This window comes from Aquabacter albus (assembly GCF_040049275.1).
Classification (GTDB): Bacteria; Pseudomonadota; Alphaproteobacteria; order Rhizobiales; family Xanthobacteraceae; genus Aquabacter.
Genome location: NZ_JBDZDT010000001.1, coordinates 682,643 through 704,168 on the forward strand (window position 1 = coordinate 682,643; position 21,526 = coordinate 704,168).

19 protein-coding genes are annotated in these 21,526 nt (G+C 69.0%); 5 read left to right on the top strand and 14 right to left on the bottom strand.

Annotated features, from left to right (window positions below; translation table 11 throughout):
• Positions 1-26: 26 nt before the first annotated feature.
• From ABLE91_RS02850 to ABLE91_RS02895, 10 genes are all read right to left on the bottom strand, one after another.
• A complete protein-coding gene (locus tag ABLE91_RS02850) occupies positions 27-764 on the bottom strand; it encodes an ABC transporter ATP-binding protein (RefSeq protein WP_348928213.1) in 738 nt (245 codons plus the stop codon).
• A complete protein-coding gene (locus ABLE91_RS02855) occupies positions 761-1,537 on the bottom strand; it encodes an ABC transporter ATP-binding protein (RefSeq protein ID WP_348928215.1) in 777 nt (258 codons plus the stop codon). The genes ABLE91_RS02850 and ABLE91_RS02855 overlap by 4 nt, the downstream gene beginning before the upstream one ends.
• Entirely contained in the window at positions 1,534-2,727 is a 1,194-nt protein-coding gene (locus ABLE91_RS02860) for a branched-chain amino acid ABC transporter permease (RefSeq protein ID WP_348928217.1), read from the bottom strand. Before ABLE91_RS02860 ends, ABLE91_RS02855 begins: the two co-directional genes overlap by 4 nt.
• A 7-nt stretch (positions 2,728-2,734) precedes the next feature.
• Complete coding sequence (locus ABLE91_RS02865) at positions 2,735-3,658, bottom strand: branched-chain amino acid ABC transporter permease (RefSeq protein ID WP_348928219.1); 924 nt, start codon at positions 3,656-3,658, stop codon at positions 2,735-2,737.
• 79 nt (positions 3,659-3,737) lie between these two features.
• Positions 3,738-4,904, bottom strand: a complete 1,167-nt coding sequence (locus tag ABLE91_RS02870) for a branched-chain amino acid ABC transporter substrate-binding protein (RefSeq protein ID WP_348928220.1) — start codon at positions 4,902-4,904, stop codon at positions 3,738-3,740.
• 497 nt (positions 4,905-5,401) lie between these two features.
• Positions 5,402-6,535 (bottom strand): DUF1513 domain-containing protein, encoded by a 1,134-nt coding sequence (locus ABLE91_RS02875; protein ID WP_348928221.1) that lies wholly within the window; start codon positions 6,533-6,535, stop codon positions 5,402-5,404.
• A 13-nt stretch (positions 6,536-6,548) separates the two neighbouring features.
• Positions 6,549-7,622, bottom strand: coding sequence for an imelysin family protein (locus ABLE91_RS02880; protein WP_348928222.1), 1,074 nt, complete (start codon positions 7,620-7,622; stop codon positions 6,549-6,551).
• Positions 7,623-7,644: 22 nt separating this feature from the next.
• On the bottom strand, positions 7,645-8,865 hold the full coding sequence (locus ABLE91_RS02885; protein WP_348928224.1) for a di-heme oxidoredictase family protein: 1,221 nt from the start codon (positions 8,863-8,865) through the stop codon (positions 7,645-7,647).
• Complete coding sequence (locus ABLE91_RS02890; protein WP_348928225.1) at positions 8,862-10,334, bottom strand: multicopper oxidase family protein; 1,473 nt, start codon at positions 10,332-10,334, stop codon at positions 8,862-8,864. Before ABLE91_RS02890 ends, ABLE91_RS02885 begins: the two co-directional genes overlap by 4 nt.
• Before the next feature lie 181 nt (positions 10,335-10,515).
• A complete protein-coding gene (locus tag ABLE91_RS02895) occupies positions 10,516-11,832 on the bottom strand; it encodes an imelysin family protein (protein WP_348928227.1) in 1,317 nt (438 codons plus the stop codon).
• Between the two features lie 565 nt (positions 11,833-12,397).
• Between ABLE91_RS02895 and ABLE91_RS02900 the strand changes: the two genes are divergently transcribed.
• Both ABLE91_RS02900 and ABLE91_RS02905 read left to right on the top strand, forming a co-directional pair.
• A complete protein-coding gene (locus ABLE91_RS02900; protein ID WP_348928229.1) occupies positions 12,398-13,234 on the top strand; it encodes an FTR1 family iron permease in 837 nt (278 codons plus the stop codon).
• Between the two features lie 168 nt (positions 13,235-13,402).
• Complete coding sequence (locus ABLE91_RS02905; RefSeq protein WP_348928231.1) at positions 13,403-13,624, top strand: YodC family protein; 222 nt, start codon at positions 13,403-13,405, stop codon at positions 13,622-13,624.
• 191 nt (positions 13,625-13,815) lie between these two features.
• On the opposite strand, the gene ABLE91_RS02910 is transcribed toward ABLE91_RS02905, so the two are convergent.
• From ABLE91_RS02910 to ABLE91_RS02925, 4 genes are read right to left on the bottom strand one after another with little or no spacing between them, the layout of a single operon-like run.
• Entirely contained in the window at positions 13,816-15,036 is a 1,221-nt protein-coding gene (locus tag ABLE91_RS02910) for a CCA tRNA nucleotidyltransferase (protein WP_348928232.1), read from the bottom strand.
• A complete protein-coding gene (locus ABLE91_RS02915; RefSeq protein ID WP_348928234.1) occupies positions 15,033-15,293 on the bottom strand; it encodes a DUF6111 family protein in 261 nt (86 codons plus the stop codon). The genes ABLE91_RS02910 and ABLE91_RS02915 overlap by 4 nt, the downstream gene beginning before the upstream one ends.
• On the bottom strand, positions 15,290-15,946 hold the full coding sequence (locus ABLE91_RS02920; protein ID WP_348928236.1) for a CoA pyrophosphatase: 657 nt from the start codon (positions 15,944-15,946) through the stop codon (positions 15,290-15,292). The genes ABLE91_RS02915 and ABLE91_RS02920 overlap by 4 nt, the downstream gene beginning before the upstream one ends.
• Positions 15,943-16,500: a DUF1285 domain-containing protein gene (locus ABLE91_RS02925; protein WP_510181896.1), complete on the bottom strand. Its 558-nt coding sequence runs from the start codon at positions 16,498-16,500 to the stop codon at positions 15,943-15,945. The genes ABLE91_RS02920 and ABLE91_RS02925 overlap by 4 nt, the downstream gene beginning before the upstream one ends.
• Before the next feature lie 249 nt (positions 16,501-16,749).
• Between ABLE91_RS02925 and ABLE91_RS02930 the strand changes: the two genes are divergently transcribed.
• The 3 genes from ABLE91_RS02930 to ABLE91_RS02940 all read left to right on the top strand — a co-directional run bounded on the left by ABLE91_RS02930 (position 16,750) and on the right by ABLE91_RS02940 (position 21,505).
• Positions 16,750-17,751 (top strand): AAA family ATPase, encoded by a 1,002-nt coding sequence (locus tag ABLE91_RS02930; protein WP_348928240.1) that lies wholly within the window; start codon positions 16,750-16,752, stop codon positions 17,749-17,751.
• Positions 17,752-17,822: 71 nt separating this feature from the next.
• On the top strand, positions 17,823-18,677 hold the full coding sequence (locus ABLE91_RS02935; RefSeq protein ID WP_348928241.1) for a DUF58 domain-containing protein: 855 nt from the start codon (positions 17,823-17,825) through the stop codon (positions 18,675-18,677).
• Complete coding sequence (locus ABLE91_RS02940; RefSeq protein WP_348928243.1) at positions 18,674-21,505, top strand: DUF4159 domain-containing protein; 2,832 nt, start codon at positions 18,674-18,676, stop codon at positions 21,503-21,505. Before ABLE91_RS02935 ends, ABLE91_RS02940 begins: the two co-directional genes overlap by 4 nt.
• Positions 21,506-21,526: the final 21 nt, after the last annotated feature.

The window sequence follows — 21,526 nt, forward strand, 5'->3', positions numbered from 1 at the left end:
TCCCTGGGACTTTCCTTGGGGCCTTCTCAGTGCACCCCGAAATAGGCCTTGTGCAGCTCGGCATCCTGCTTCAGCGCCTCGGTGGTACCCGAAGCAACCACGCGGCCCTGGACCAGCACGTAGCCGTCGTCCGCTACGTCCAGCGTCTGCCGCACATTCTGCTCCACGAGGAGGATGGACAGCCCCTCCTCCTTCAGCCGGCGGATGATGCCGAACACCTCCGAGACGAACAAAGGCGAGAGGCCGAGCGAGGGCTCGTCGAACACCACCAGTTCGGGATCGGTCATGAGCCCGCGGGCGATGGAGAGCATGGAGCGCTCGCCACCGGAAAGCGTGCCGGCGAGCTGGGCGCGGCGCTCCTTCAGGCGGGGGAAGGTCTCGAAGAGCTGGTCCATGCGGGCGGCCAGCTTGCGGCCGTCACGCTCCAGAAGGCCGCCCACCTTCAGGTTCTCAAGAACGCTCATGCGCGGCAGCACGCGGTTGCCCTCCGGCACGGTGGCAATGCCGAGCGCCGCGATCTTGTGGGTGGGGAGGTTGGTGATCCTCGCCTCGCCGAACGCCACCTCGCCGCGCCGGACCTTGTTGAGGCCCAGTATGGCGCGGATGAGCGTGGACTTGCCCGCGCCATTGGCGCCGAGGATGCAGGTGACGCGGCCGGGCTTCACCTCGATGGAGACGTCGCGCAGCACGTCCGCCCGGTCGTAGCCGGCGGCGATGCCGCTGACGGAGAGGCGGCGGGTGGCCTTGGAGACCCGGACGGTCATTGCGCGCTCCCGAGATAGGCGGTCTGCACTTCGGCGTTGGAGATCAGCGCCTCGAAGGGGCCCTCGAAGATCTTCCGGCCGAAATTCAGCACCACGCAGCGGTCGGAGACGCGGCGGATCACGTCCATCTCGTGCTCCACCAGCACCACGGCGAGGTCCGGCATCTCTGCGCGGAAGGCGAGGAGGTCGTCCATGAGGCGCCGCGTCTCCTCATGGGTCATGCCGGCGGAGGGCTCGTCCAGCAGCAGCAGGCGCGGCGCGCCGATGAGCGCGCGGCAGATCTCGATGCGCCGCCGGTCGATCATGGTGAAGGCGCCGGCGGGCTGGAAGATGTTGGCGGAGATGAGCGGGTTGAAGCGCTGGGTGAGCGCCCGCGCCTTCTCGACCACCGCCTCCAGCTCGCCGTTGAACCGGCCGCGCCGGAACAAGGTGGAGAAGAGGCCAAGGTCGAGCCGGCCGAGAGCCCCCAGCGCGATATTGTCGAACACGCTCTGGTCCAGCATCAGCCGCGAGCGCTGGAAGGTGCGGGCGACCCCGGCACGTCCCACCGCCTGGGGCGATTTGCCGAACAGGTCCTGCGCCTCGAACCGCACCGCGCCGGCCGAGGGCTTGTAGAGGCCGGTGAGCACGTTGAAGAAGGTGGTCTTGCCCGAGCCGTTGGGGCCGACGAGGCCCACCGTCTCCCCCTTGGCGAGGGAGATGTCGAGCCCGTCCAGCGCAACCAGCCCGCCAAAGCGCATGGTGAGGCCGGAGCAGGCGAGGAGATCGCTCATGATGCGCCTCCCTTAAAGAGCGAGGAGAGGTCGCGCGGCGCCCGCGGCAGCATGCCGGAGGGGCGGAAGCGCAGGATAGCGATCACCAGCAGCGCGAAGATGATGAGCCGGTATTCCTGGATCGCCTGGAGCTTTTCCGGGATCACCAGGATCACCATGGCCGCGCCCACCGCGCCCCACAGATTGCCCATGCCGCCCAGCACGATGATGGAGAGCATCATCAGCGAGTCGCCGAAGTTCGCGCTGTTGGGGTTCACGAAGCCGTTCATCATGCCGTAGAGCGCGCCGGCCACCCCGATGATGGCGTTGCCGATGAGGAAGGCCACCGCCTTCCAGCGGGCGATGGAGAGGCCGAACACGGAGGCCGCCACCTCGTCCGAGCGCACGGCATCGAGGGCGATGCCCACCCAAGACATTTCCAGCCGCCGCACCAGCACGAAGGCGAGCGCGAACAGCACGCAGCCCGCCACCGCATAGGGCAGATAGAAGGAGACGTCGAAGGGGCCGATCTCGTTCAGCCGGTTGAAGGAGAGGCCGAACAGGTTGAAGCCCGGCACCTTCATGCCCTGCGGCCCGCCGAACGTGTCGTTCACCTCCAGGAAGGAGCGCATGAGGAGGCCGAAGGCGATGGTGACGAGGGCGGCATAGTGCCCCCGCGTGCGCAGCACCGGCAGCAGCATGGCGAGGCCGAGAATGCCCGCCACCAATCCCGCCGAGGCGAGGATGAGAAGATGGGGCACGCCCACCTTGCCCAGCACGGCGGCGGTGTAGGCGCCCACCGCGAAGAAGGCGGCACCGGCGAAATTGGGCACGCCGGCAAAGGCCATCTGCAGGTTCAGGCCGGCGCAGGCGGTGGCGAAGAGGGCCACCGTCGCCATCATCAGCAGGGTGTAGTGCTCCTCGCGGAACACGGCGATGACGGCGAGGATGGAGAACGCCGCCACGAGGTTCACCGTGCCCTGATGGGCGCGGCAGAGCGCGATCACGGTGCGGCCCACAGCAACGCGGTCGGCCAGCGCGAACACGAGCACGAAGGCGCCGAGCAGCGCGATCACCTGGCCCTGGTGCTCCGCATGGAGCAGCAGCCCGCCCCCGGCGAACAGCAAAGCGACGGTGGCCGCCACGATGAGGCGCGGAAAGCGCCGCAGGAGGGAGCCGGAGGCGGCGAGAGGTGTGGAGAGTTCGGCCATGCTCATCTCACACCCGCTCGCTCGACTTTTCGGCGATGAGGCCGGTGGGGAAGAGGCCGATCAAGGCGATGATCACGGCAAAGGCGACCACGTCCTTGTAGGCGCTGGTGAAGGGCAGAGCGACGGTCACAAGGGTCTGGATGCCCGCGAACAGGAAGCCGCCAAGGATCGGCCCCAGAAGGCTGCCGAGCCCGCCCACCACGGCGCAGGCAAAGCCGATGATGCCGAGCAGCACGCCCATGTTGAAATTGATCTCCCGGTAATAGAGCCCCAGCATCAGGCCTGCGAAGGCGGCGAGCATGGAGCCCAGCGCGAAGGTGCCGAGCACGGTGCGGTGGAAATCGATGCCCGAGAGCCGCGCCACCTCCCCGTCCTGCGCCACCGCGCGGATGGAGAGGCCGAGGCGCGTGCGGGTGATAACGAGGTGGGTGGCGAACACCACCGCAAGCCCCGCGAGCAGGATCATCACGCTGTCGATGCCGACGCTGAAGGAGCCGGCGGACAGCGTGCCCTGGGGCAGCAGCGCGGGGAAGGGCTTGGGATTGCCGCCGTTCGGCACGCCGAGGCGGATGGCCTCGCGCAGCACCGTGCCGGCCATGAGGGTGGCGAGCAGCACGTTCACCGCCGGCGCGTTCTTCAGGGGCAGCACCAGCACCCGGCCGATGACGACGCCGGAGAGCGCGCCCGCCCCCAGCGCCGCGAGGAGCCCGAAGGCGAGCGCCACCGGCGCGGGAAGGAAGGCGAGGAAGCTCGCCGCCAGGGCCGCCGCGCCCAGGGAGGAGAAGGCGCCCACGGTGACCACGTCGCCATGGGAGAATTTGATGACGTCGAGCACGCCGAAGAACAGCGAGAAGCCGACCGCGACCATCGCGTAGATGGTGCCGAGCATCAGCCCGTTGAACAGATATTGCGCCAGCAGGCCGGGATCCATGGCGGTCTCCGGAGGATCGGGACAGGGTGCCCGGCGCCTTGCAAGAATGGCGCCGGGCGAGGCGATGGAAAGCCTCAGCTCATTTTCCCGCGAGCTTCTTCGTGCCCGCCGCATAGACGCTGTCGGGCCAGTAGACCCACTTGCCGTCCTGCGCCACGTAGACGTTGGCGCTGACGATATTCTGGCGGTGGTCGTCGAAATTGATCTCGCCCACCAGCGCCTTGTAGCCCTTGGTGGTGTTCAGCACGTCGCGCACCTTCTTGCGGTCCGGCCCCACCTTCTCGATGGCGTCCATGACGAGGTTGGCGGCGGAAAAGGCGAACGGGCCATAGGCGTCCGGGTCCTCGCGAAAGCCCGCCTTGGCATAGGCGTCGAGGAACTTCTTGCCGTCCGCATATTTCGTGATGGGCGCGCCGTTATGGAACGAGACGGTGCCTTCGGCGGCCGTGCCTGCGCCCTCGATGAAGCCGGCGGTCATGATGCCCGAGACCCCGGCGAGCTGGGCGTTGATGCCGAGCCGGTCCATCTGCGAGCGCACCCTGACGCCCAGCGGCGTGAGGCCGCCGATGAAGATCACGTCGGGTTTGAGCTCCTTGATCTTGGTAAGCTCGGCGGTGAAGTCCTGCTGGTCCGGGGAGACCGGAAAGGTGGCGAGGATATCGCCGCCCGCGGGCTTCAGGAATTCGGAGAAATACTTGTTCTGGCCCTTGCCGTAATCGGTGGTGTCGTGGATCACCACGAAGGTCTTGAAGCCCTGCTTGGTGAGGAACTCCGAGGCCATCTTGCCTTCATTGATCATCGTGCCGTTGACGCGATGGATCTCGGGGTAATCGTTGCCGTAGGTGATCTCGGGCAGAACGGCGCCCCACACCACCACGGGAAGCCCGAAACGGTTATAGGTATCCACCGTGGCGATGCCCACCGCCGAGCAGTAGTGCGTGATGCCGGCAATGATGGACTTGTCGGAAGCGGCCTTGGTGGCCACCTGCACGCCCACGTTCGGCTTGCACTCGTCGTCGAACACCACCAGCTCGTAGGTGTATTTCGCGGCCGGGTCGGCATTGCGCAGGTCCACGGCGAGCGTCGCGGAATTGCGCCCGCCGAGGCCGGGGGCCGAATTGCCGCCGGTGAGCGGGCCGATAAAGGCGAGCTTCACCGTGTCCTTGGCGGCGGCGGGGGTGGCAAGAAGGCCGAGGGCGGTGAGCGCGGCACAGCCGGATCGCAGGAGTTTTGCAGTCAGCGTCATGGTTTCACCTCTGGATTGTTGGCTTTGATTTGATGTGAGCCTAATCCAGCCGTGCCGCGATGCGGGATTGCAGATTTTTGCAAAGCGGTGTGCGAAAGGGCGCGTGATTTCGCGCGGGGGTCGAGGAGCCCCTCGCCTGGGCAGGCGAAACCGCAAACTGAGCACAGGTCCGGGAAAGGACCTGGCCTGATCCGTGTCGCCAAAAACCTCGATGAAGCAATCGAACCGTCATCCCCGGACTTGATCCGGGGATCCACGTCCATCCCTTAAGCTGCACCAAGCGAAGCCCCGTGGATGCCCGGGTCAAGCCCGGGCATGACGGTGGTTCCGGTGGGACGCGCCCCCCCTCTCCCCGCGGGGGGAGGGCTGGGGTGAGGGGGAACCACCCTCTCAGTTCTGAAGCGCCGGAGCCCCCTCACCCGGCTGCTCCGCAGCCGACCTCTCCCCCTCGGGGAGAGGTGAAACACACGGTCTAACAAGGGCAGAGGGAAACTCCCCTACCCCACCTCGACCATGTGATTGTCGAATTTCGGCCCACCCGTGTGGCGTGCGGCGACGCCCACCGCATCGCCCTCCACCGAAACCAGGATCACCTCGCCATAGCCGCTCGTTGCGATGAAGCGGCCCGGCTCGGACGTGCCGGCCAGCCCGCAGCCGTCCATGAGCGGCACGGCGCCGAGATAGCGCCCGTCCCGCCGCCACACGGCCACGCGGTTTCCTCGCGGGGTGGCGCAGGCGACGAACTGGCCGGAGCAGTCGAAAGCCACCGAGCCCACATAGCCGCGCAGGGCCATCAGCTCGTTCTCCGGGGCATCGAAGGGCGTGAGGGCGCCGTCGCGGGCGATGGAAAAGAGCAAGGGCCGCGAGACCCCGTCCTTCAGGAGATCCTGCGCCGCCACCACGGTGCCCCCCTGCCCGTCCCGCGCCAGATGGCGGAGCGAGAGGCTGGCAAGGTCGGCGGAGAGCGTGCCTTCGCCCCGCGCCGCGCCGGTGGCGGGGTCCAGCAGCGAGATGGTGCTGCCGGTGGCTTCGGCGTCCCGCGCCTCCGGCGTGTTGGGCTCGATGCCGCCATTGGCCACCACCAGCACCGCGCCGGAGCGCATGAGATCGTGCGGGCCATCGCCGCCGGTCGGCCATTCGGCGACGATCTCGAAATTGCCGGCAACGCTGCGCGCCGCCACCATGCCGCGCCCCATGGTGCGCACGGGGCCCTCCTCCGGGCGCTCGATCTCGTTGGTGAGGAACAGCGCGCCGTCCGCCGAGAAGCGGCCATGGCCGGAAAAGACACGTCCTGCGCCGGGGCCGAACTCACCCACCTTGCCGCCCTTCTCCCGGTCGAACACCAAAGCGATGCGGCCGGGCCGGCGCCCCACCGCCACCGCCAGCGGGCCGCGCGGGCTCGCCTCGATGCCGTGAAGCCGCGCGGGGGACGACACGCGGGCGGCGGCGTCCAGTCCGTCGCCCACCGCGAACGCGCCAAAACCCTCGCCCTCCCCGGCCGTGGTCAGCCAGCCCTCGTCCAAGGCGTGGGCCTTGGCGTGGAGGGCGTCGTTCACCTGCGCCAGGGCGGCGCGCGGGAGAAGGAGCGCGGCACCGGCGCCGACGAGGAGGCTGCGGCGGGTGAGCATCATCGTTTCCTCCCGGTCAGTCCCCGTCCAGCGCGTTGAAGCCCAGCGAGATGCCGAAATAGGACGCGATGGGCCGGTAGACGGTGACCTGCGCGCTCTTGAAGGCCTTCACCGCCGCCTGGATCTTCACCACATCCTCCGGGGTCGGCCCGCCATTGCCACCAAGGTTCGCCGGGAACTCGGCCGCGGCCTTGTCGGCGGCGGCGGCGGCCTTGTTCACCGCCCATTGCGGGCGGCTTGGAAGCTGCTTCGCCACCTCCTGGAGGAGCGCATCGGCGGAAGTGATCATCACCTTCACCACCTGCCCGGAGCGGCCGGAGCGCCAGCCTTCCGCCAGCATGGGCTTGGGGTCGCCATTGTTGAGCACGGGGAGGATGCGGACGTCGGTGACGCGCTGGTAGGCGCCGGAGAGGTCGGTGAGGATCATGCCGGGCACCGCGCCCACGTCCGGGAACAGCGCCGGGTCGCCCGCACGGGAAATGATGGCGCCGAGCGCGCCCGTCGCCCGGTCGCCCCAGCCGGTGCGCACCTCCTTGGCGATGGTGGCAAGGTTGACGGCGATGGCCGAGCCGAACATGCAGCGCACGGAGGCTTCCGGCCCGCCCGCCAATGCGGCATCGGCCCCCTCGTCATAAAGCAGCCGCTCCAGGGCCGGCAGGCCCTGCGTCGCCGCATTGGAGCGGGCGAAGCGCTCGGGCTCGAAGCGGGACGTGTCGGTGCTGGCCAGCACCTCGGCCATGCCGCGCTGGATGGCATTGCGGCGGTCCGGGAAGAAATTGAACCGGTCGGGGCGGAGCGACAGGGTCACCGGCCCCATGGTGACGAACTCCACCGCGCTCCAGGCGTCAGCCGCCTTGAGGAAGGCCGCCTTCAGGCCCGGCACGCCGGCAGGTGCCGGGGCGGCGCAGAAGGCGGTCCAGGCGTCCTTCTGGGCCGCGGTGGTGGCCACCAGGGCGTCGTAGCGCGGCAGGAGCCAGCTTTCGATCAGAACCACGGGGTCGAGGGCCGGCGCGGTCGCGGCTTTGGCGGGCGCCGCAAGGCCGGCAAAGGCCGCGACGGCGATGGCGAGGGGGCCGAACAGGGTTTTCATCTTCAGGCTCCAGTCCTCTTCCCTATAGCTTGGAAACATAAGCGATGAGCGCGGCCTTCTCGCGCGGCGGCAGGGCCGAAAAGCGCTTGGCCGCGCCTTCCGCCTGCCCGCCGTGCCAGGCGATGGCCTCCGCCACCGAGCGGGCGCGCCCGTCATGGAGCAGGCCGGTGTCGCGGGCGATGGCCTCGGAAATGCCGGCGAGCGGGGCCGTGCGCCATTCGGCGGCGGACGCGCCCGGCTCGGGCAGGGTGTCGGCAAGGCCGGGGCCGAGATCGTGCAGCAGCAGGTCGGTGAACAGGCGCGCCGCGCCACCGCCTTGGGTGGGCAAGGACGGCTGGTGGCAGGCGGCGCAGCCGGCGGCGGCGAACAGGCGCGCGCCTTTGGTGTCCTTGGGCGCCAGCGGCACCGGCAAGGAAGCCACATAGGCGACGACGCGGGAGAGCAGCTGGTTGGGGATCTCCACGCCGCCCTCTTCCTCGCGCCCCTGTGGGGCGTTGCGGCAGGCGATCTGTGCCTCGGTGCAGTCTCCCCATGGCTCGGGATGGAGCGGGGTGGACATGCCGATGTCGAGGAAGAAGGCTTCCGAGCTCTGGCTGGCGAGGCTCGGCTGGGACGCCTTCCAGCCATAGCGGCCGATGCCCTGCGTGCCGTCCGGCAGCGCGACATGCCGGATGCGCCCCCGCACCTCCGCCGGCTGCCCGGCGGCGACGGCGAGGAGTGCGCTTTCCGGCACCTGATCGATAAGCCCCCGCCCGCGCAGGTCCGGCGCGGCGCGCAAGGAGAGGCCGGTTGCGGGATCGAGCGGGCCATAGGCGAGATGGGTGGGCGCGGGCACGCGCTTCGTGCGGCCGTCCGGCAGCGGCGTGTCGGTGACGGCGAGGATCCCCTCGGGAATGAGGCCCGGCACGGCATCGAGCTGGAGGCGGCGGCCATAGACCGGATCGCCGGAGCCGTCCGGCCGCGCCAGAACGAGCACCGCGCCGCGCCCCTCGATGGCGCCGTCCTTGCCGAACATCACGGCCGCACGGCCGTCGCGGGGATGGCAGGCGGCGCAGGAGCGGGCATCGAACAAAGGCCCGAGCCCGTCATCGCCGCGCGTGGAGGCGGGCGCGGGAATCCAGGCGCGGTCGAACAGCGCCTTGCCGATACGCAGATCGAGCCCGTCCATTCCGCCGACCGCCGCCCCCGCCGCCAGGAGGCCGGCGGCAAGGCTCGCGAGCGCCGTGGCCCGGCGGCCCGTCACGTCACCCGGAACCAGCCCATGAGGCCGGTGTCCATATGTTCGAGGATGTGGCAGTGGAACACCCAATTGCCGCTCGCCGCCTTGAAGGCGAACTGCACGCTCTCATTGGGCTCTACCACCACCGTGTCCGCCAGATATTGCGGCATGCTCTGCTTCTTAGTGGAGGAGAGCACGCGGAACACGTGGCCGTGCAGGTGCATGGGGTGGACGTGCTTGGTCACATTGGTACAGGTGACGATGTAGCTGCTGCCGGCAGTGAGCTGCTCCAGCGGCGGCACGAGGCGCAGCGCATCCTTGGTGGACCATGAATCCCGGCTGATGGCCCAATGGGTCTTGTCGCCGACGCACAGCGAATCCACCAGCGCCTTGGAGAGCGGGTCGTCCGCCGGCAGAGCGGGACTCACGATGGTGGGCCCGGCGGAGACCTGGAGCAGATACTCCATCTTCTTCGCCTTGGAGACGTCAGGCATGGGCGCGGTGGAAGCGGGCAGCGGCTTCGGTTTGAAGGGGGTCTTGCGCTTGCCCTTGTCCACGGCCACCAGCGTGGTGAGGAGATAGGGCTCGCTGGAGCGATAATCGTAGATCTTCACTTCCTTGCCCGGCTCGGGCATGCGCACCTGGACGTCCGCGCGCATGGCGGGGCCCATGCGCCAGATGCCGTCCGGCAGCTTGTCGAGATGGGCGGGCGGCAGCAGCGCCTGCCCGTCGGTGGCGACGAGGAAGGCGTCCTCCGTATCGCAGCCGAGGTCGATGACACGGGTGGCGTCGGCGACGATGGTGCGTACGCGCACGTCGCCGTAAGCAGGGGCCTCGACGCGGGGCGCAACGGTGCTGCCATTGGTGGCGCGCACCGTGCCGAAGGTGCCGGCGGTGGAGGCGCCCTCGTCCGTGCTCATGGCGATCCACTGGCCGTCATCGCCCAGGCGCCAGTCCTTCACCACGATGAAGCATTCGGCATCGTAGCCGGCCTTCTTCTCGGCCGGGTCGTCCACCACCAGCAGGGCGAACAGGCCGCGGCCGATCTGGCCGGTCTCGTCGCAATGGGGGTGGAAGAAATAGAAGCCGCTGTCCGGTAACGGCACGTTGTAGCTGAACTTACCGCCCGGCTGGATCACCTCCTGGGTAAGCGGGGCGACGCCGTCGGAGAGATAAGGCACGCGGATGCCGTGCCAATGGACCGTGGTGGGGTCGGGAAGCTGGTTCTCGAAATCCACGGCGAGGCGCGTGCCCCGGTCGAAACGGAACACCTTGAAGGGCTCGCCGTCATAGGCGCAGAAGCGCTTCGTGGCTGGCTGGCCCGGGCCGAGCAGCTTCCAGTCGATCTCCCTGGCGATGAGGGGAAAGCGCTTCACCGGCGCAGAGGGCGGCAAAGTGTCGATGGAGGCGGGCACTTGGCCGATGGCGGACGGCGCGAGGGAGACGAGCCCCACCGCCGCGCTGCCGAGCATGAGTCCGCGCCTTGAGATCATGTCGGGTCCTCTCACCTTCTCCGCAAGCCGGATAAGCCCCCTCTCCCGCTTGCGGGGGAGGGTTGGGGAGGGGGTAGACGCGACCTCTCCCATTGTCCGGCCATTTCCGGCCTTCGGCCGGCCCCCTCCCTAGCCCTCCCCCGCAAGCGGGAGAGGGAACTTTCGGGCGAGGGTCACACCCTCACTTCTTCGTCGCCTTGGACGGGTTGTCCAAGCTGTCCGAGCCCTCGACCTTGATCTGGATCTTGAGCGCCGCGACGCCGCGCTCGATGGCATGGGCCTGGGCCACCAGGGCGTCCACGCCGTCCTGGATCATCTTGTTGCCCTTGTCGTTCCCCTCCGCGAGCATCATGTCGTAGAACATGTCGCCGCTGTCGGCGCTGTCCTTGATGACCTTCAGCTTGGCGAGGGCGTCCTTCATCTTGGCGTCGATCTCGTCGGCGATCTTCGGGTCGGCGGCGCGCACGAGGTCGGCCACGGAAGGGCCGCTCATGGTGGTGCCGTCGATCTTGGTGAAGCGGCCGTAATAGACGTCCTGGATGCCCACTTCGTCGTAATAATGCGAGTTGTGGGTGTTGTCGGAGAAGCAGTCATGCTCCTCCTCGGGATCGTGCAGCAGCAGGCCGAGCTTCATGCGCTCGCCGGCCAGTTCGCCATAAGAGAGCGAGCCGAGGCCGGTGAAGATCACCGCGAGGCCGGGCTTGTCCTTCTTCTTCAGCAGCGCGGCGCGGGCCTTGCCCCTCGCGCCCCAATCGTCCGCCATCTCCTTCAGGTCGGCCACCAGGGTGTCGGTGGCGACGCGCAGATATTCGGCGCGGCGGTCGCAATTCTTGTTGGTGCAGTTCTTCAGGTCGTAATCGGTCCACGGGCGCTCGCCGGCGCCGCGCTCGGTGCCGTGCAGGTCCTTGCCCCACAGCAGGAACTCGATGGCGTGCCAGCCGCTCGCCACATTGGCCTCCACGCCGGCCGCGGTGTTCAGCTGGTGCAGCAGAGCCGGCGTGATCTTGGTGAGGTCCACCGTCTTCTTGCCGATGCGCAGCGACTTCGAGGCGATGATGTTGGCGGTGTAGAGCGGGTTCTCGTCCGAGGACGTGCCGTAGCTCTTCACGTCCACATAATCGATCAGGCCCTCGTCCAGCGGCCAGGCATTCACGTTGCCTTCCCAGTCGTCGACGATGGAATTGCCGAACCGGAAGGCTTCCGTGATCTGGTAGGGGTCGCGCGCCTTGCGCCACGCCGCCTGGGCCGCCTTGTGGGTGTCGGCACTGGGATTGGCGAGGAAGGCGTTGATGGCCTTCTGCATCTCCACGGCCGCCAGATACGAATTCGTGTACATGGCCTGCGCCTGATCGGCGTAATGCACGATCACGTCGCGCGGCTTCGGCGCGGCGGGCTTCGCAGCAGCCGCGGCGGGCGGCGCGCTGGTCGCCTGGGCGGATGCCGGACCCGCTAGGCCGACGGCGAGGGCAAGGGCGGCGGCGGCAATCAGCGCGCGCATGGATCTACTCCTGTGATGGACGAACCGGGGCCGGTCCTCAGGCGCCGGTCGGCGCGGGCGCGACGGCTTGAAATCCCCCGCCCGCACGGCCGTCGGCACCCTAGACGTTGGCGGTACCGGGCGACAAGGTTGGCGCCAAATAATGGAATTATTCTATGTTTCAGCTTCGGAACAACTCTGGCGCCTCCCGCGCCGGCGCACCGGACTTTCCGGCTCCGTGCGGTCTCTTTCCCATGTCGGCGTGTGGAAACCCCGCGCCGGAAGGCCGCACGGCCTCACTTTAAAACTGGAGCGAAGAAAGCGAATACTTCAATCGTCATGGCCTGGACGATGCGGGAACACGGTGACAGGGCTCACCTTCCCTAAGAGAAACTTAGATTTTAATAATTCCAATGGAGTGTCTGCACCGGTGACAGACCCGGAAAGGGCGTGTACCACCCACTATAATACAAGCACTTTCATGCAAAGCGGCCTTTCACTGGGAAAGGCTTTGCTTTCAACGCGCAGGTGCTGCGCCGCTCCCTTTTCGGGATCGGCACAGCTTGCGGTGCGAAGGGATCGCCTCATGCTCGCTGCCTTGATCATCGTGTTCCGCGAGGTGCTGGAAGCCGGCCTCATCGTCGGCGTGATCCTGGCGGCATCCGAGGGCATCAAGGGGCGCGGCACGGTGATCGCGCTGGGCATTGCCGGCGGCGTCCTCGGCTCCGGCATCATCGCCGTGTTCGCGGAGCAGATCGCCAACCTGTTCGACGGCTCCGGCCAGGAACTCCTCAACGCGGCCATCCTCGCGGTGGCCGTGGTTATGCTCGTCTGGACCGTGGTCTGGATGGCGAGCCATGGCAAGGAGATGGTCATGGAGATGAAGGCCGTCGGCAAGGATGTGAAGGAAGGCAAGAAGCCCCTCGCCGCCTTGGGCATCGTGGTGGGCATGGCGGTGCTGCGCGAGGGCGTCGAGGTGGTGCTGTTCATGTACGGCATCGCGGTGACGGGCGAATCGCCCATCAACGTCGCCATCGGCTTCGCGCTGGGCGTTCTGGCGGGCGCCGCCGTCGCCTATGTGCTCTATCGCGGGCTGGTGGCCATCCCCGTGAAGCTCATGTTCAAGGTCACCACCATCCTCATCACCCTTCTGGCGGCGGGCCTTGCGGCGCAGTCCATCGGCATCCTCCAGGATGCCGGCTTCATCCAGTCGCTCTCCGATCCCCTGTGGGATTCCAGCTGGCTGCTGGCCGACGACAGCGCGGTCGGCCGCGTGCTGCGCACCATGGTGGGCTACCGGGCGCAGCCCACAGGCATGCAAGTGATCGGCTATCTCGGCACCATCGTGGTGATCCTGGTCCTCTCGCGCATCGTCAACGGCCAGCTGCAGAAGGCGAAGCAGACCTCCACCCGCGCCGCCTGAGCGCGCGGCCGGCGTCGCCTGCACGCAGAACGGAGTCCCGCCAAGCCTGCGATAGGTATAATATGCGAACAAGCGCCGGGCAGTGCGGCGCGGGGAAATCTGCACGGTGTGATCGCACTGTCACGGAAGATGGCTAATCCGGCGTCAGTTCGTCGAGGAGATGCCACCATGGCCTTCGCACCGGGTGAAATCGTCCAGCTCAAGTCTGGAAGTCCGGCCTTGACCATTGTCGCCGTGGACGGCGAGATGGTGGAAGTGGTGTGGTTCGCCGAGGAAGTGGCGGAGTTCCGCGCCCAGAAGATCCCCGCCATCGCCCTCGACGCGCTTGAGATCGAGGATTTCGATCTCGACGAAGACGAGGAAGAAGACGAGGAAGAGGGCGCGCACTGAGGCGGGATGCCTTCGCGCCGTATCCACCCTTAAGCTTATCCCAGCCTCAAGGGCCTGCCGTCATGGCCGGGCGTGTCCCGGCTATTCACGGGGCTCCGCTGGGTGCTGGCTTAAGGGATAGACGTGGATGCCAGGGACAAGCCCGGACATCACGGATGTAAGAGACGGAGGCCGCGCGCTTTTCGCCTCGCCTATGCTCTCTCCATCGCTCCTTTGACGAGTTCCGCAACAGCTTCCTCCCCTTGGGGGAAGCCGGCGGCGATCCAGGCCACCTCGGCCCGCGCCAGCGCCGCGCCGAGATCGGGCCCCGGCTTCAGCCCGCGTTCCAGAAAATGCGCCGCCCGCACCGGGAAAACCGGCGGCTCCCAGCCCTCTGCCAGCGCCAGCGCGGCCTGCGCATTCCGCAGCGGCACATCCTTGCGCGCCGCGCCCAGCAACACCCGGTCGGCGAATGTCGTGCGCCCCAGGCGATAGAGCAGCGCGTGCGCGGCGCGGGGCGCCATGTCCGCCGCGATCGCCCCCTCGGCCAGGGACAGCAGACGGCGGTGCTCGTCATTGGTCAGGCGCAGGCGCTCGCGCAGGCGGTCCGCATCTTCCGCCACGCGCACCGCCAGCACGGCGAGCCGCAGCACGGGGTCCGGCGCATGGCCCAGCGCCCGCTCCAGGCCCGCAAGGCGGCGGAGGCCGGGGAGATCCCCCACCCCGCCGAGCACGCGTGTCAGGAAACCGGCATCGCTCATGGCCTCAACGGTGGGCGGCGCATCCGGGGCGGCGAGCAGCTTCAGCATTTCCGCGCGCACCCGCTCGCGCGAGAGGCCGGAAAGGCCGGCGCGGCAGCGGATGGCGGCGGTGAGCGCCGCCGCGTCCAGGGGGCCGGTGCCGTATGTGGCGTGAAAGCGGAACAGGCGCAGGATGCGCAGATAATCCTCGCGGATGCGCCGCTCCGGATCGCCGATGAAGCGCACCTTGCGCGCGTCGAGATCGGCAAGGCCGCCCACGAGATCGATGACCGTCCCGTCCGGCGTCGCGAACAGGGCGTTCATGGTGAAGTCGCGCCGCTGCGCATCGTGCAGCCAGTCGCGGCCGAAGCGCACCACGGCGTGGCGCCCATCGGTCTCCACGTCCTCCCGCAGCGTCGTCACCTCGAAGGGCGCGCCGTCGATCACCACGGTGACGGTGCCGTGGGCGATGCCGGTGGGCACGGCCTTCAGGCCCGCCGCCTCGGCCCGGCGCGTGGTCTCATCGGGATGCGCGGTGGTGGCGAGGTCCACTTCCTTCACCGGCACGCACAGGAGCGCATTGCGCACGGCGCCGCCGACAATGCGGGTCTCCTCGCCCGCCCCGTTCAACACCTCGAGCACGCGGGCAAGGCGCGGGTCCGCGAGGAACGGCGCGCCCTGAAGCGTGGTCATTCGAAATGGCCGGGCTGGAACACGCCATCCTTCATCTGCGCCGGCACATAGCGGCTGCCGGGCGGCGCGCTGGTCCCCTCCTCGAACAGGAACAGGCCGGCGGCCACCAGCGCCACCGCCAGGACCGAGCAGATCACGATCGCCTGGGGCGACCAGTTGGCCGGCACCAGCGAGCCGCGCGTCGCCATGAGGATGACGGCATAGAGGACGAAGGGCGTGAGGAAGAGGGCGCCTTCGATCAGGATCTGGCGGATCATGATGCGTATATCCGCTCATAGAGGTTGCGCAGCATGCCTGCGGTGGCGCCCCAGATGAAACGCTCCTCATAGGGCATGGCGTAGAAATGCCGCAGCACGCCGTTGCGCATGGCGGACTGGCGCTGGTGATTGGCCGGCGTCATGAGGAAGTCGAGGGGCACCTCGAACGCCTCCTGGACCTCGGCGGGGTTCAGCGTGAGGGTGTAGCCCGGCATCACCGTCGCCACCACGGGGGTGATCCAGAAGCCGCTGCGCGCGAGATAGCCGTCGAGAAAGCCGATGGGGGTGATGAAATGCAGCCCGAGCCCCACTTCCTCCCACGCCTCCCGCAGCGCCGCCGCCACCTCGTCCTTGTCCTCCGGATCCATCCGGCCGCCGGGAAAGGCGATCTGGCCTGCATGGGTGGAGAGCGTCGTCGCCCTCAAGGTGAGAAGGACGGTGGGCTCCGGCCGCGCAACGATGGGTACCAGCACGGCCGCATGGCGCGGCTCGCGGTCGAAGGCATCCGCGGCCGGGTCGGGCGCCAGGGCATGGTCGCCGTTCACATCCCCCACCAAGGCGCGGGAGAAGGTGGTGGGCGGGGTGGAGCGAAGCCCGGTGCGGGCGCGTGCGAGGAAATCCTCCAGCGGCGCCACGGTCTGCATATGGTTCATTGCGACGCCCGCTCCAGATCGGCCGCCGGCATCATGGGATAGAAGCGCCCGCCAGAGGCGACGCCGAACATGGGAACACCCGATATCTCACGCACCTGCGCCACTTCCACCAGTTCCATGAACACGGCGCGCGTCAACCGCGCCTCCAGCCCCCGCCGCACATGGATATAGGGGATCACCTCGCCTTCGTCCCCCCCGCTCGCGAACCTGAGATCGTGCCCCTCCCCGCAGCGCACCAGATCGTCGAGATTGGTGCGGAAGACCAGGACCGGCCCCGCCGCCCCGTCCTCCTGCGCCATATCCACCGCCAGGAAGGGCGCATCGTCCACCCGGATGCCGATTTTTTCTGCCGGCGTCTTCAGGACGAAGCGCTCACCTTCGCGGGTCAGCACGGATGCAAAGAGCTTGACCAGGGGGAGCCGTCCTATGGGCGTTCCCGCATAGAACCAGGTGCCGTCTGCCGCGATGCGCATGTCCATATCGCCGCAGTCCGGCGGGTTCCAGCGCTCCAGAGGCGCCGGCCCGCGGCCTCCCGCAGCGGCAGCGGCGGCCATCAAACTGTCGAGCCGGCCACTGGCCGCCGGGGTGTTTTCGCCTTCCGCCACTGTCACAACCTCGCAATGAGTTGAGCGCTCTGCCCGGTGGATGGGCACCAAGCCGTGTCGACGCAGCGCAAACATATCGTAAGCTGCCCCTCCCATCCCAGGGAACGCATCCTGCTGCGCTTCTTGCATGGAGGGATTGTCGGGCCTCGTCTTGCCGTCTTTCGGCTCGAAGATGGCGGGCCAAGTGGAGATGCGTGCATGTCGGCACCGAGCGAGACCTTCGATCTGGACCAGATGATCATCCGCAATGCGGAGACCGCCGCGGCGAGCATCTCCGCCGCCAGAACCGCGATCGGCAGCGTGATTTTCGGCCAGGAGGCGGTGGTCGACCGCGCCCTCATCACCATCCTCGCCGGTGGCCACGCGCTGCTCGTTGGCGTGCCGGGATTGGCCAAGACCAAGCTTGTGGAAACAATGGGCACCGTGCTCGGCCTCGATGCACGCCGCGTCCAGTTCACGCCCGATCTGATGCCCTCCGACATCCTCGGCGCCGAGGTGCTGGAGGAAAGCGCCGGCGGCAAGCGTGCGTTCCGCTTCATTCGCGGCCCCATCTTCGCCCAGCTCCTCATGGCCGACGAGATCAACCGCGCGAGCCCGCGCACCCAGTCGGCTTTGCTCCAGGCCATGCAGGAATACCACGTGACCGTGGCAGGCGAGCGGCACGATCTGCCCAAGCCGTTCCACGTTCTCGCCACCCAGAACCCGCTGGAGCAGGAGGGCACCTATCCCCTCCCCGAAGCCCAGCTCGACCGCTTCCTCATGGAAATCGACGTGGACTATCCGGACCGGGACGCTGAGCGGCGCATCCTGTTCGACACCACGGGCGCGGAGGAGACCAAGCCCCGCGCCTCCATGAGCGTGGAAGATCTTCTGGCCGCCCAGCGCCTCGTGCGCCGGCTGCCCGTGGGCGAATCCGTGGTCGAGGCGATCCTCACCCTCGTGCGCTCCGCCCGCCCGGGCGCGGACGGCCCCGAGCAGCGGCTCATCGCCTGGGGCCCCGGCCCGCGCGCCAGCCAGGCGCTGATGCTGGCGGTGCGCGCCCGCGCGCTGCTGGACGGGCGCTATGCCCCTTCCGTGGATGACGTGGTGGCGCTGGCCGAGCCGGTGCTGAAGCACCGCATGGCGCTGACCTTCGCCGCCCGCGCCGAAGGGGAGAGCGTCACGCGCATCGTACGGCGCCTCGTGGACCGGCTGGGCTGAGGCGCGTGGAGGACAGCACGAAACAATCGGTCGCACGCGCTTCGCGGGACTCGGCGGCCCTTGCGGCCGCAATGCCCCGGCTCGTGCTGGAAGCGCGCCGCATCGCCTCTAGCGTGCAGCACGGCCTGCACGGACGCCGACGCGTGGGGACTGGCGAGAATTTCTGGCAGTACCGCCGCTTCACGGACGGCGAGCCGGCCAACCGCGTGGACTGGCGCCGCTCCGCCCGCGACGACCATTTGTATGTGCGCGAGCGCGAGTGGGAGGCCGCCCACACGGTGTGGATCTGGCCGAACCTCTCCGAGTCCATGGATTATTCGTCGGCTAAGTTAGCGCCGAAGCGCGAGCGCGCGCTGATCATCGCCTTTGCCCTGGCCGAGCTTCTGGTGAAGGGCGGTGAGCGGGTCGGCATGCCCGACCTCATGCGCCCCTCCGCCTCGCGCCGCATCGTCGAGCGCATGGCGGAAGCGGTGCTGCACGCCCCCGCAACGCCGGCCTTGCCGCCGAACTTCAACCCCTCCCCCTTGTCGGAGATCGTGCTGCTGGGTGACTTCTTCAGTCCCACGAGACAGGTGTGCGAGCGCATCTCCAGCCTCGCCGGCACCGGCGCCCACGGTCAGGTGGTGCAGATCGTCGATCCCTCGGAAGAAGCCTTCCCCTTCTCCGGCCGCATCGAGTTCCGCTCGCCTTCGGATGGACCGACCCTCACGGTGGGCCGCGCCGAGACCTGGCGCAACGACTATCAGGTGCGCCTCGCCGCCCACCGCGCTGCCATGCGCGCCGCCGCCGAGCATATGGGCTGGGGCTTTGCCGTGCACCGCACCGACCGGCCGGCCAGCGAGCTGCTGCTGGCGCTCCATGCGCGCATGGGCTCCGGCGACATCGCCTTGCCCACCGCGCCCGCCGAGGAGGGAGCAACCGCATGATGGGCCTGCCCCTCGGCTTCGCCGCGCCTCTGATCCTCACCGCCTTCCTGGCCTTGCCGCTGCTGTGGTTCCTGCTGCGCGTGGTGCCGCCCAAGCCCCGCGAGGTGGTGTTCCCGCCCACCGGCCTGCTTTTGGAGATCGACCCGAAGGAAGAGACCCCGGCCCGCACGCCCTGGTGGCTCACCGTGCTGCGTCTGCTTCTGGCTGCGCTGGTGATCCTCGCCGCCGCCGGCCCCATCTGGAACCCGCCCGCCGCCGTGCCGGGCGCCAGCGGGCCCATGGTGCTGGTCATCGACCAGGGCTGGCCCGCCGCCTCCTCCTGGGAAACCCGCATGGATGCCGCCGCCGGCTTCGTGGACCAGGCGGAGAGCGACGGGCGCGGCGTCGCGCTCGTCCCCACCGGCGAGGTGCCGAAGGACGTCTCCCTCCTCCTGCCCGTGCAGGCGCGCGACAAGCTGCGCTCGCTCAGCCCCGTGCCCTACGCCCCGGCCCGCAAGGAGGCGCTGGCGCTCGCCGCCCGGCATCTCGCCGCCGAGCCGGAAGCCGGCCTCGTCTTCATAAGCGACGGCGTGGACCTCAAAGCCGACAGCGATCTTTCCGCCGACCTCGCGGCCCTGAAGCCCGCGCGCCCGCCGCTCCTCATCAGCGGCGGCATCGCCTCTCCCCTGGCGCTTGCCGCCCCCGACAATGCCGCCGGCGCGCTGACCGTGAAGGTGCTGCGCCCCGACACCGGCGCCGGCCGCGCGGGCCGGGTGGAGGCGAAGGATCTGAAGGGCCTCAGCCTCGGCGAGGCGCCGTTCGCCTTCGATTCCGGCGCCACTGAGACCGAAGCCCGCTTCGACTTGCCCGTGGAGATCCGCAACGAGATCGCGCGCCTCGAAATCGTCGGCGAACGCTCGGCGGGCGCCGTGCAGCTCCTCGACAAGCGCTGGCGCCGCCGCGCGGTGGGCGTCGTCTCGGGCGCCTCCTCCGACACCGGCCAGCCGCTGCTGGCGCCCACCTATTACCTCTCCCGTGCGCTCGGCCCGTTCGCCGATATCCGCCTTGCGGAAAGCGGCGCGCCCAGCGAGGCCATCGCCCGCTTCATCGAGCAGCGCGTGCCCGTGATCGTGCTGACCGACGTGGGCACCATCCCGCCCGCCACCCGCCAGCGGCTGGTGAAGTATGTGGAGGAGGGCGGCGTGCTCGTGCGCTTTGCCGGCCCGCGCCTCGCCAATGCGCAGGACGACCTCCTGCCCGTGCGCCTGCGCCGTGGCGGGCGGGTGCTCGGCGGCTCGCTCTCCTGGGATACGCCCCAGCCGCTGGGCAGCCTCACCGCCGAAGGGCCGTTCCGCGACCTCACCTTGCCCAACGACGTGATGGTGAACCGGCAGGTGCTGGCGGAGCCGGACGGCGCATTGGGCGAACGCACCTGGGCGACGCTGAAGGACGGCACGCCGCTGGTCACCGGCGCCAAGCGCGGCAAGGGCATGGTGGTGCTGTTCCACGTCACCGCAGACACCTCCTGGTCGAACCTGCCGCTTTCAGGCACATTCGTTGAGATGCTGCGCCGCGTGCTCGCCCTTGCAGACACCACCGCCGCCACCGAGGAGGGGCCGGCCGGAAGCGCCGCCGTGCGGTCTCCGCAGGCCGCCATCCCGCCCGCCCACCTCCTGGACGGCTTCGGCGCCTTCCATCCCGCCGGCCCGCTGGCCCGTCCCCTGCCCGCCGGCTTCACCGGCCGCGCCGACGCCGAGCATCCGCCCGGCTTCTATGGCCCACCGGACGGCCTCGTGGCGGTGAATGCCCTCATGCCCGACGACCGCCTCGCCCCCCTCGATCTGTCCCCCCTGGCCGGCACCACCGAGCCGCTGAAAGCCAGCGAGCCGCGCGACCTGCGCGGCCCGGTTCTGGCCGCCGCCATGGGCCTGCTGCTGCTGGATGCGCTGGCCGTGCTGTTCCTGGCCGGCGGCCTCTCGCGCCTCGGCCATCGCCGGGCCAAGGCGGCGGCACTCCTGCTGGCCGCTGTGCTCGCGACCGGCGCGCTCGTGGGTACGCCTTTGCCGGCGCACGCCCAGACGCAGGCCAAGCCGGGCGACGACTTCGCCCTGAAGGCCACCTCCCAGACCCGTCTTGCCTATGTGACCACGGGCGATGGCGAGGTGGACGGCATCTCCCGCGCCGGCCTTGGCGGGCTCACCACCTTCCTCGGCCAGCGCACCGCGCTCCAGGCGGGCGAGCCCATGGGGGTCGACATCGCGCGGGACGAACTGTCCTTCTTCCCTCTCCTCTATTGGCCGATCCTGGCCAACACGCCCGTGCCCCCCGCCGCCGTTCTGGCGCGGGTGGACGCTTATATGAAGCAGGGCTGCACGGTCATCTTCGACACCCGCGACGCGCTGGAGAGCGCGGGCGGCCCCGGCGCACCGCTCACCCCCGCCGCGCAGCGGCTGCGCGAGATCCTCTCCGCCCTCGACATTCCCGAGCTGGAGCCGGTGCCGCGCGACCACGTTCTCACCAAGGCCTTCTATCTGCTGCGGGATTTCCCCGGCCGGTTCACCGGCGGCACCACCTGGGTGGAGGCGCTGCCCGCCGCCCATGACGGTGAGGAGCGCCCGGCCCGCGCGGGCGACGGCGTCTCCCCGGTTATCATCACCGGCAACGACCTCGCCGGTGCCTGGGCGGTGAGCGAGGCCGGAGAGCCGCTTCTGCCCCTCACCCCCGGCGAGCCGCGGCAGCGCGAGCTTGCGTTCCGCACCGGGGTGAACATCGCCATGTACGTGCTCACGGGCAATTACAAGGCGGATCAGGTGCACGTGCCCGCGCTGCTGGAGCGGCTGGGGCAATGAGGGAGATGATCTTCTCCGCGG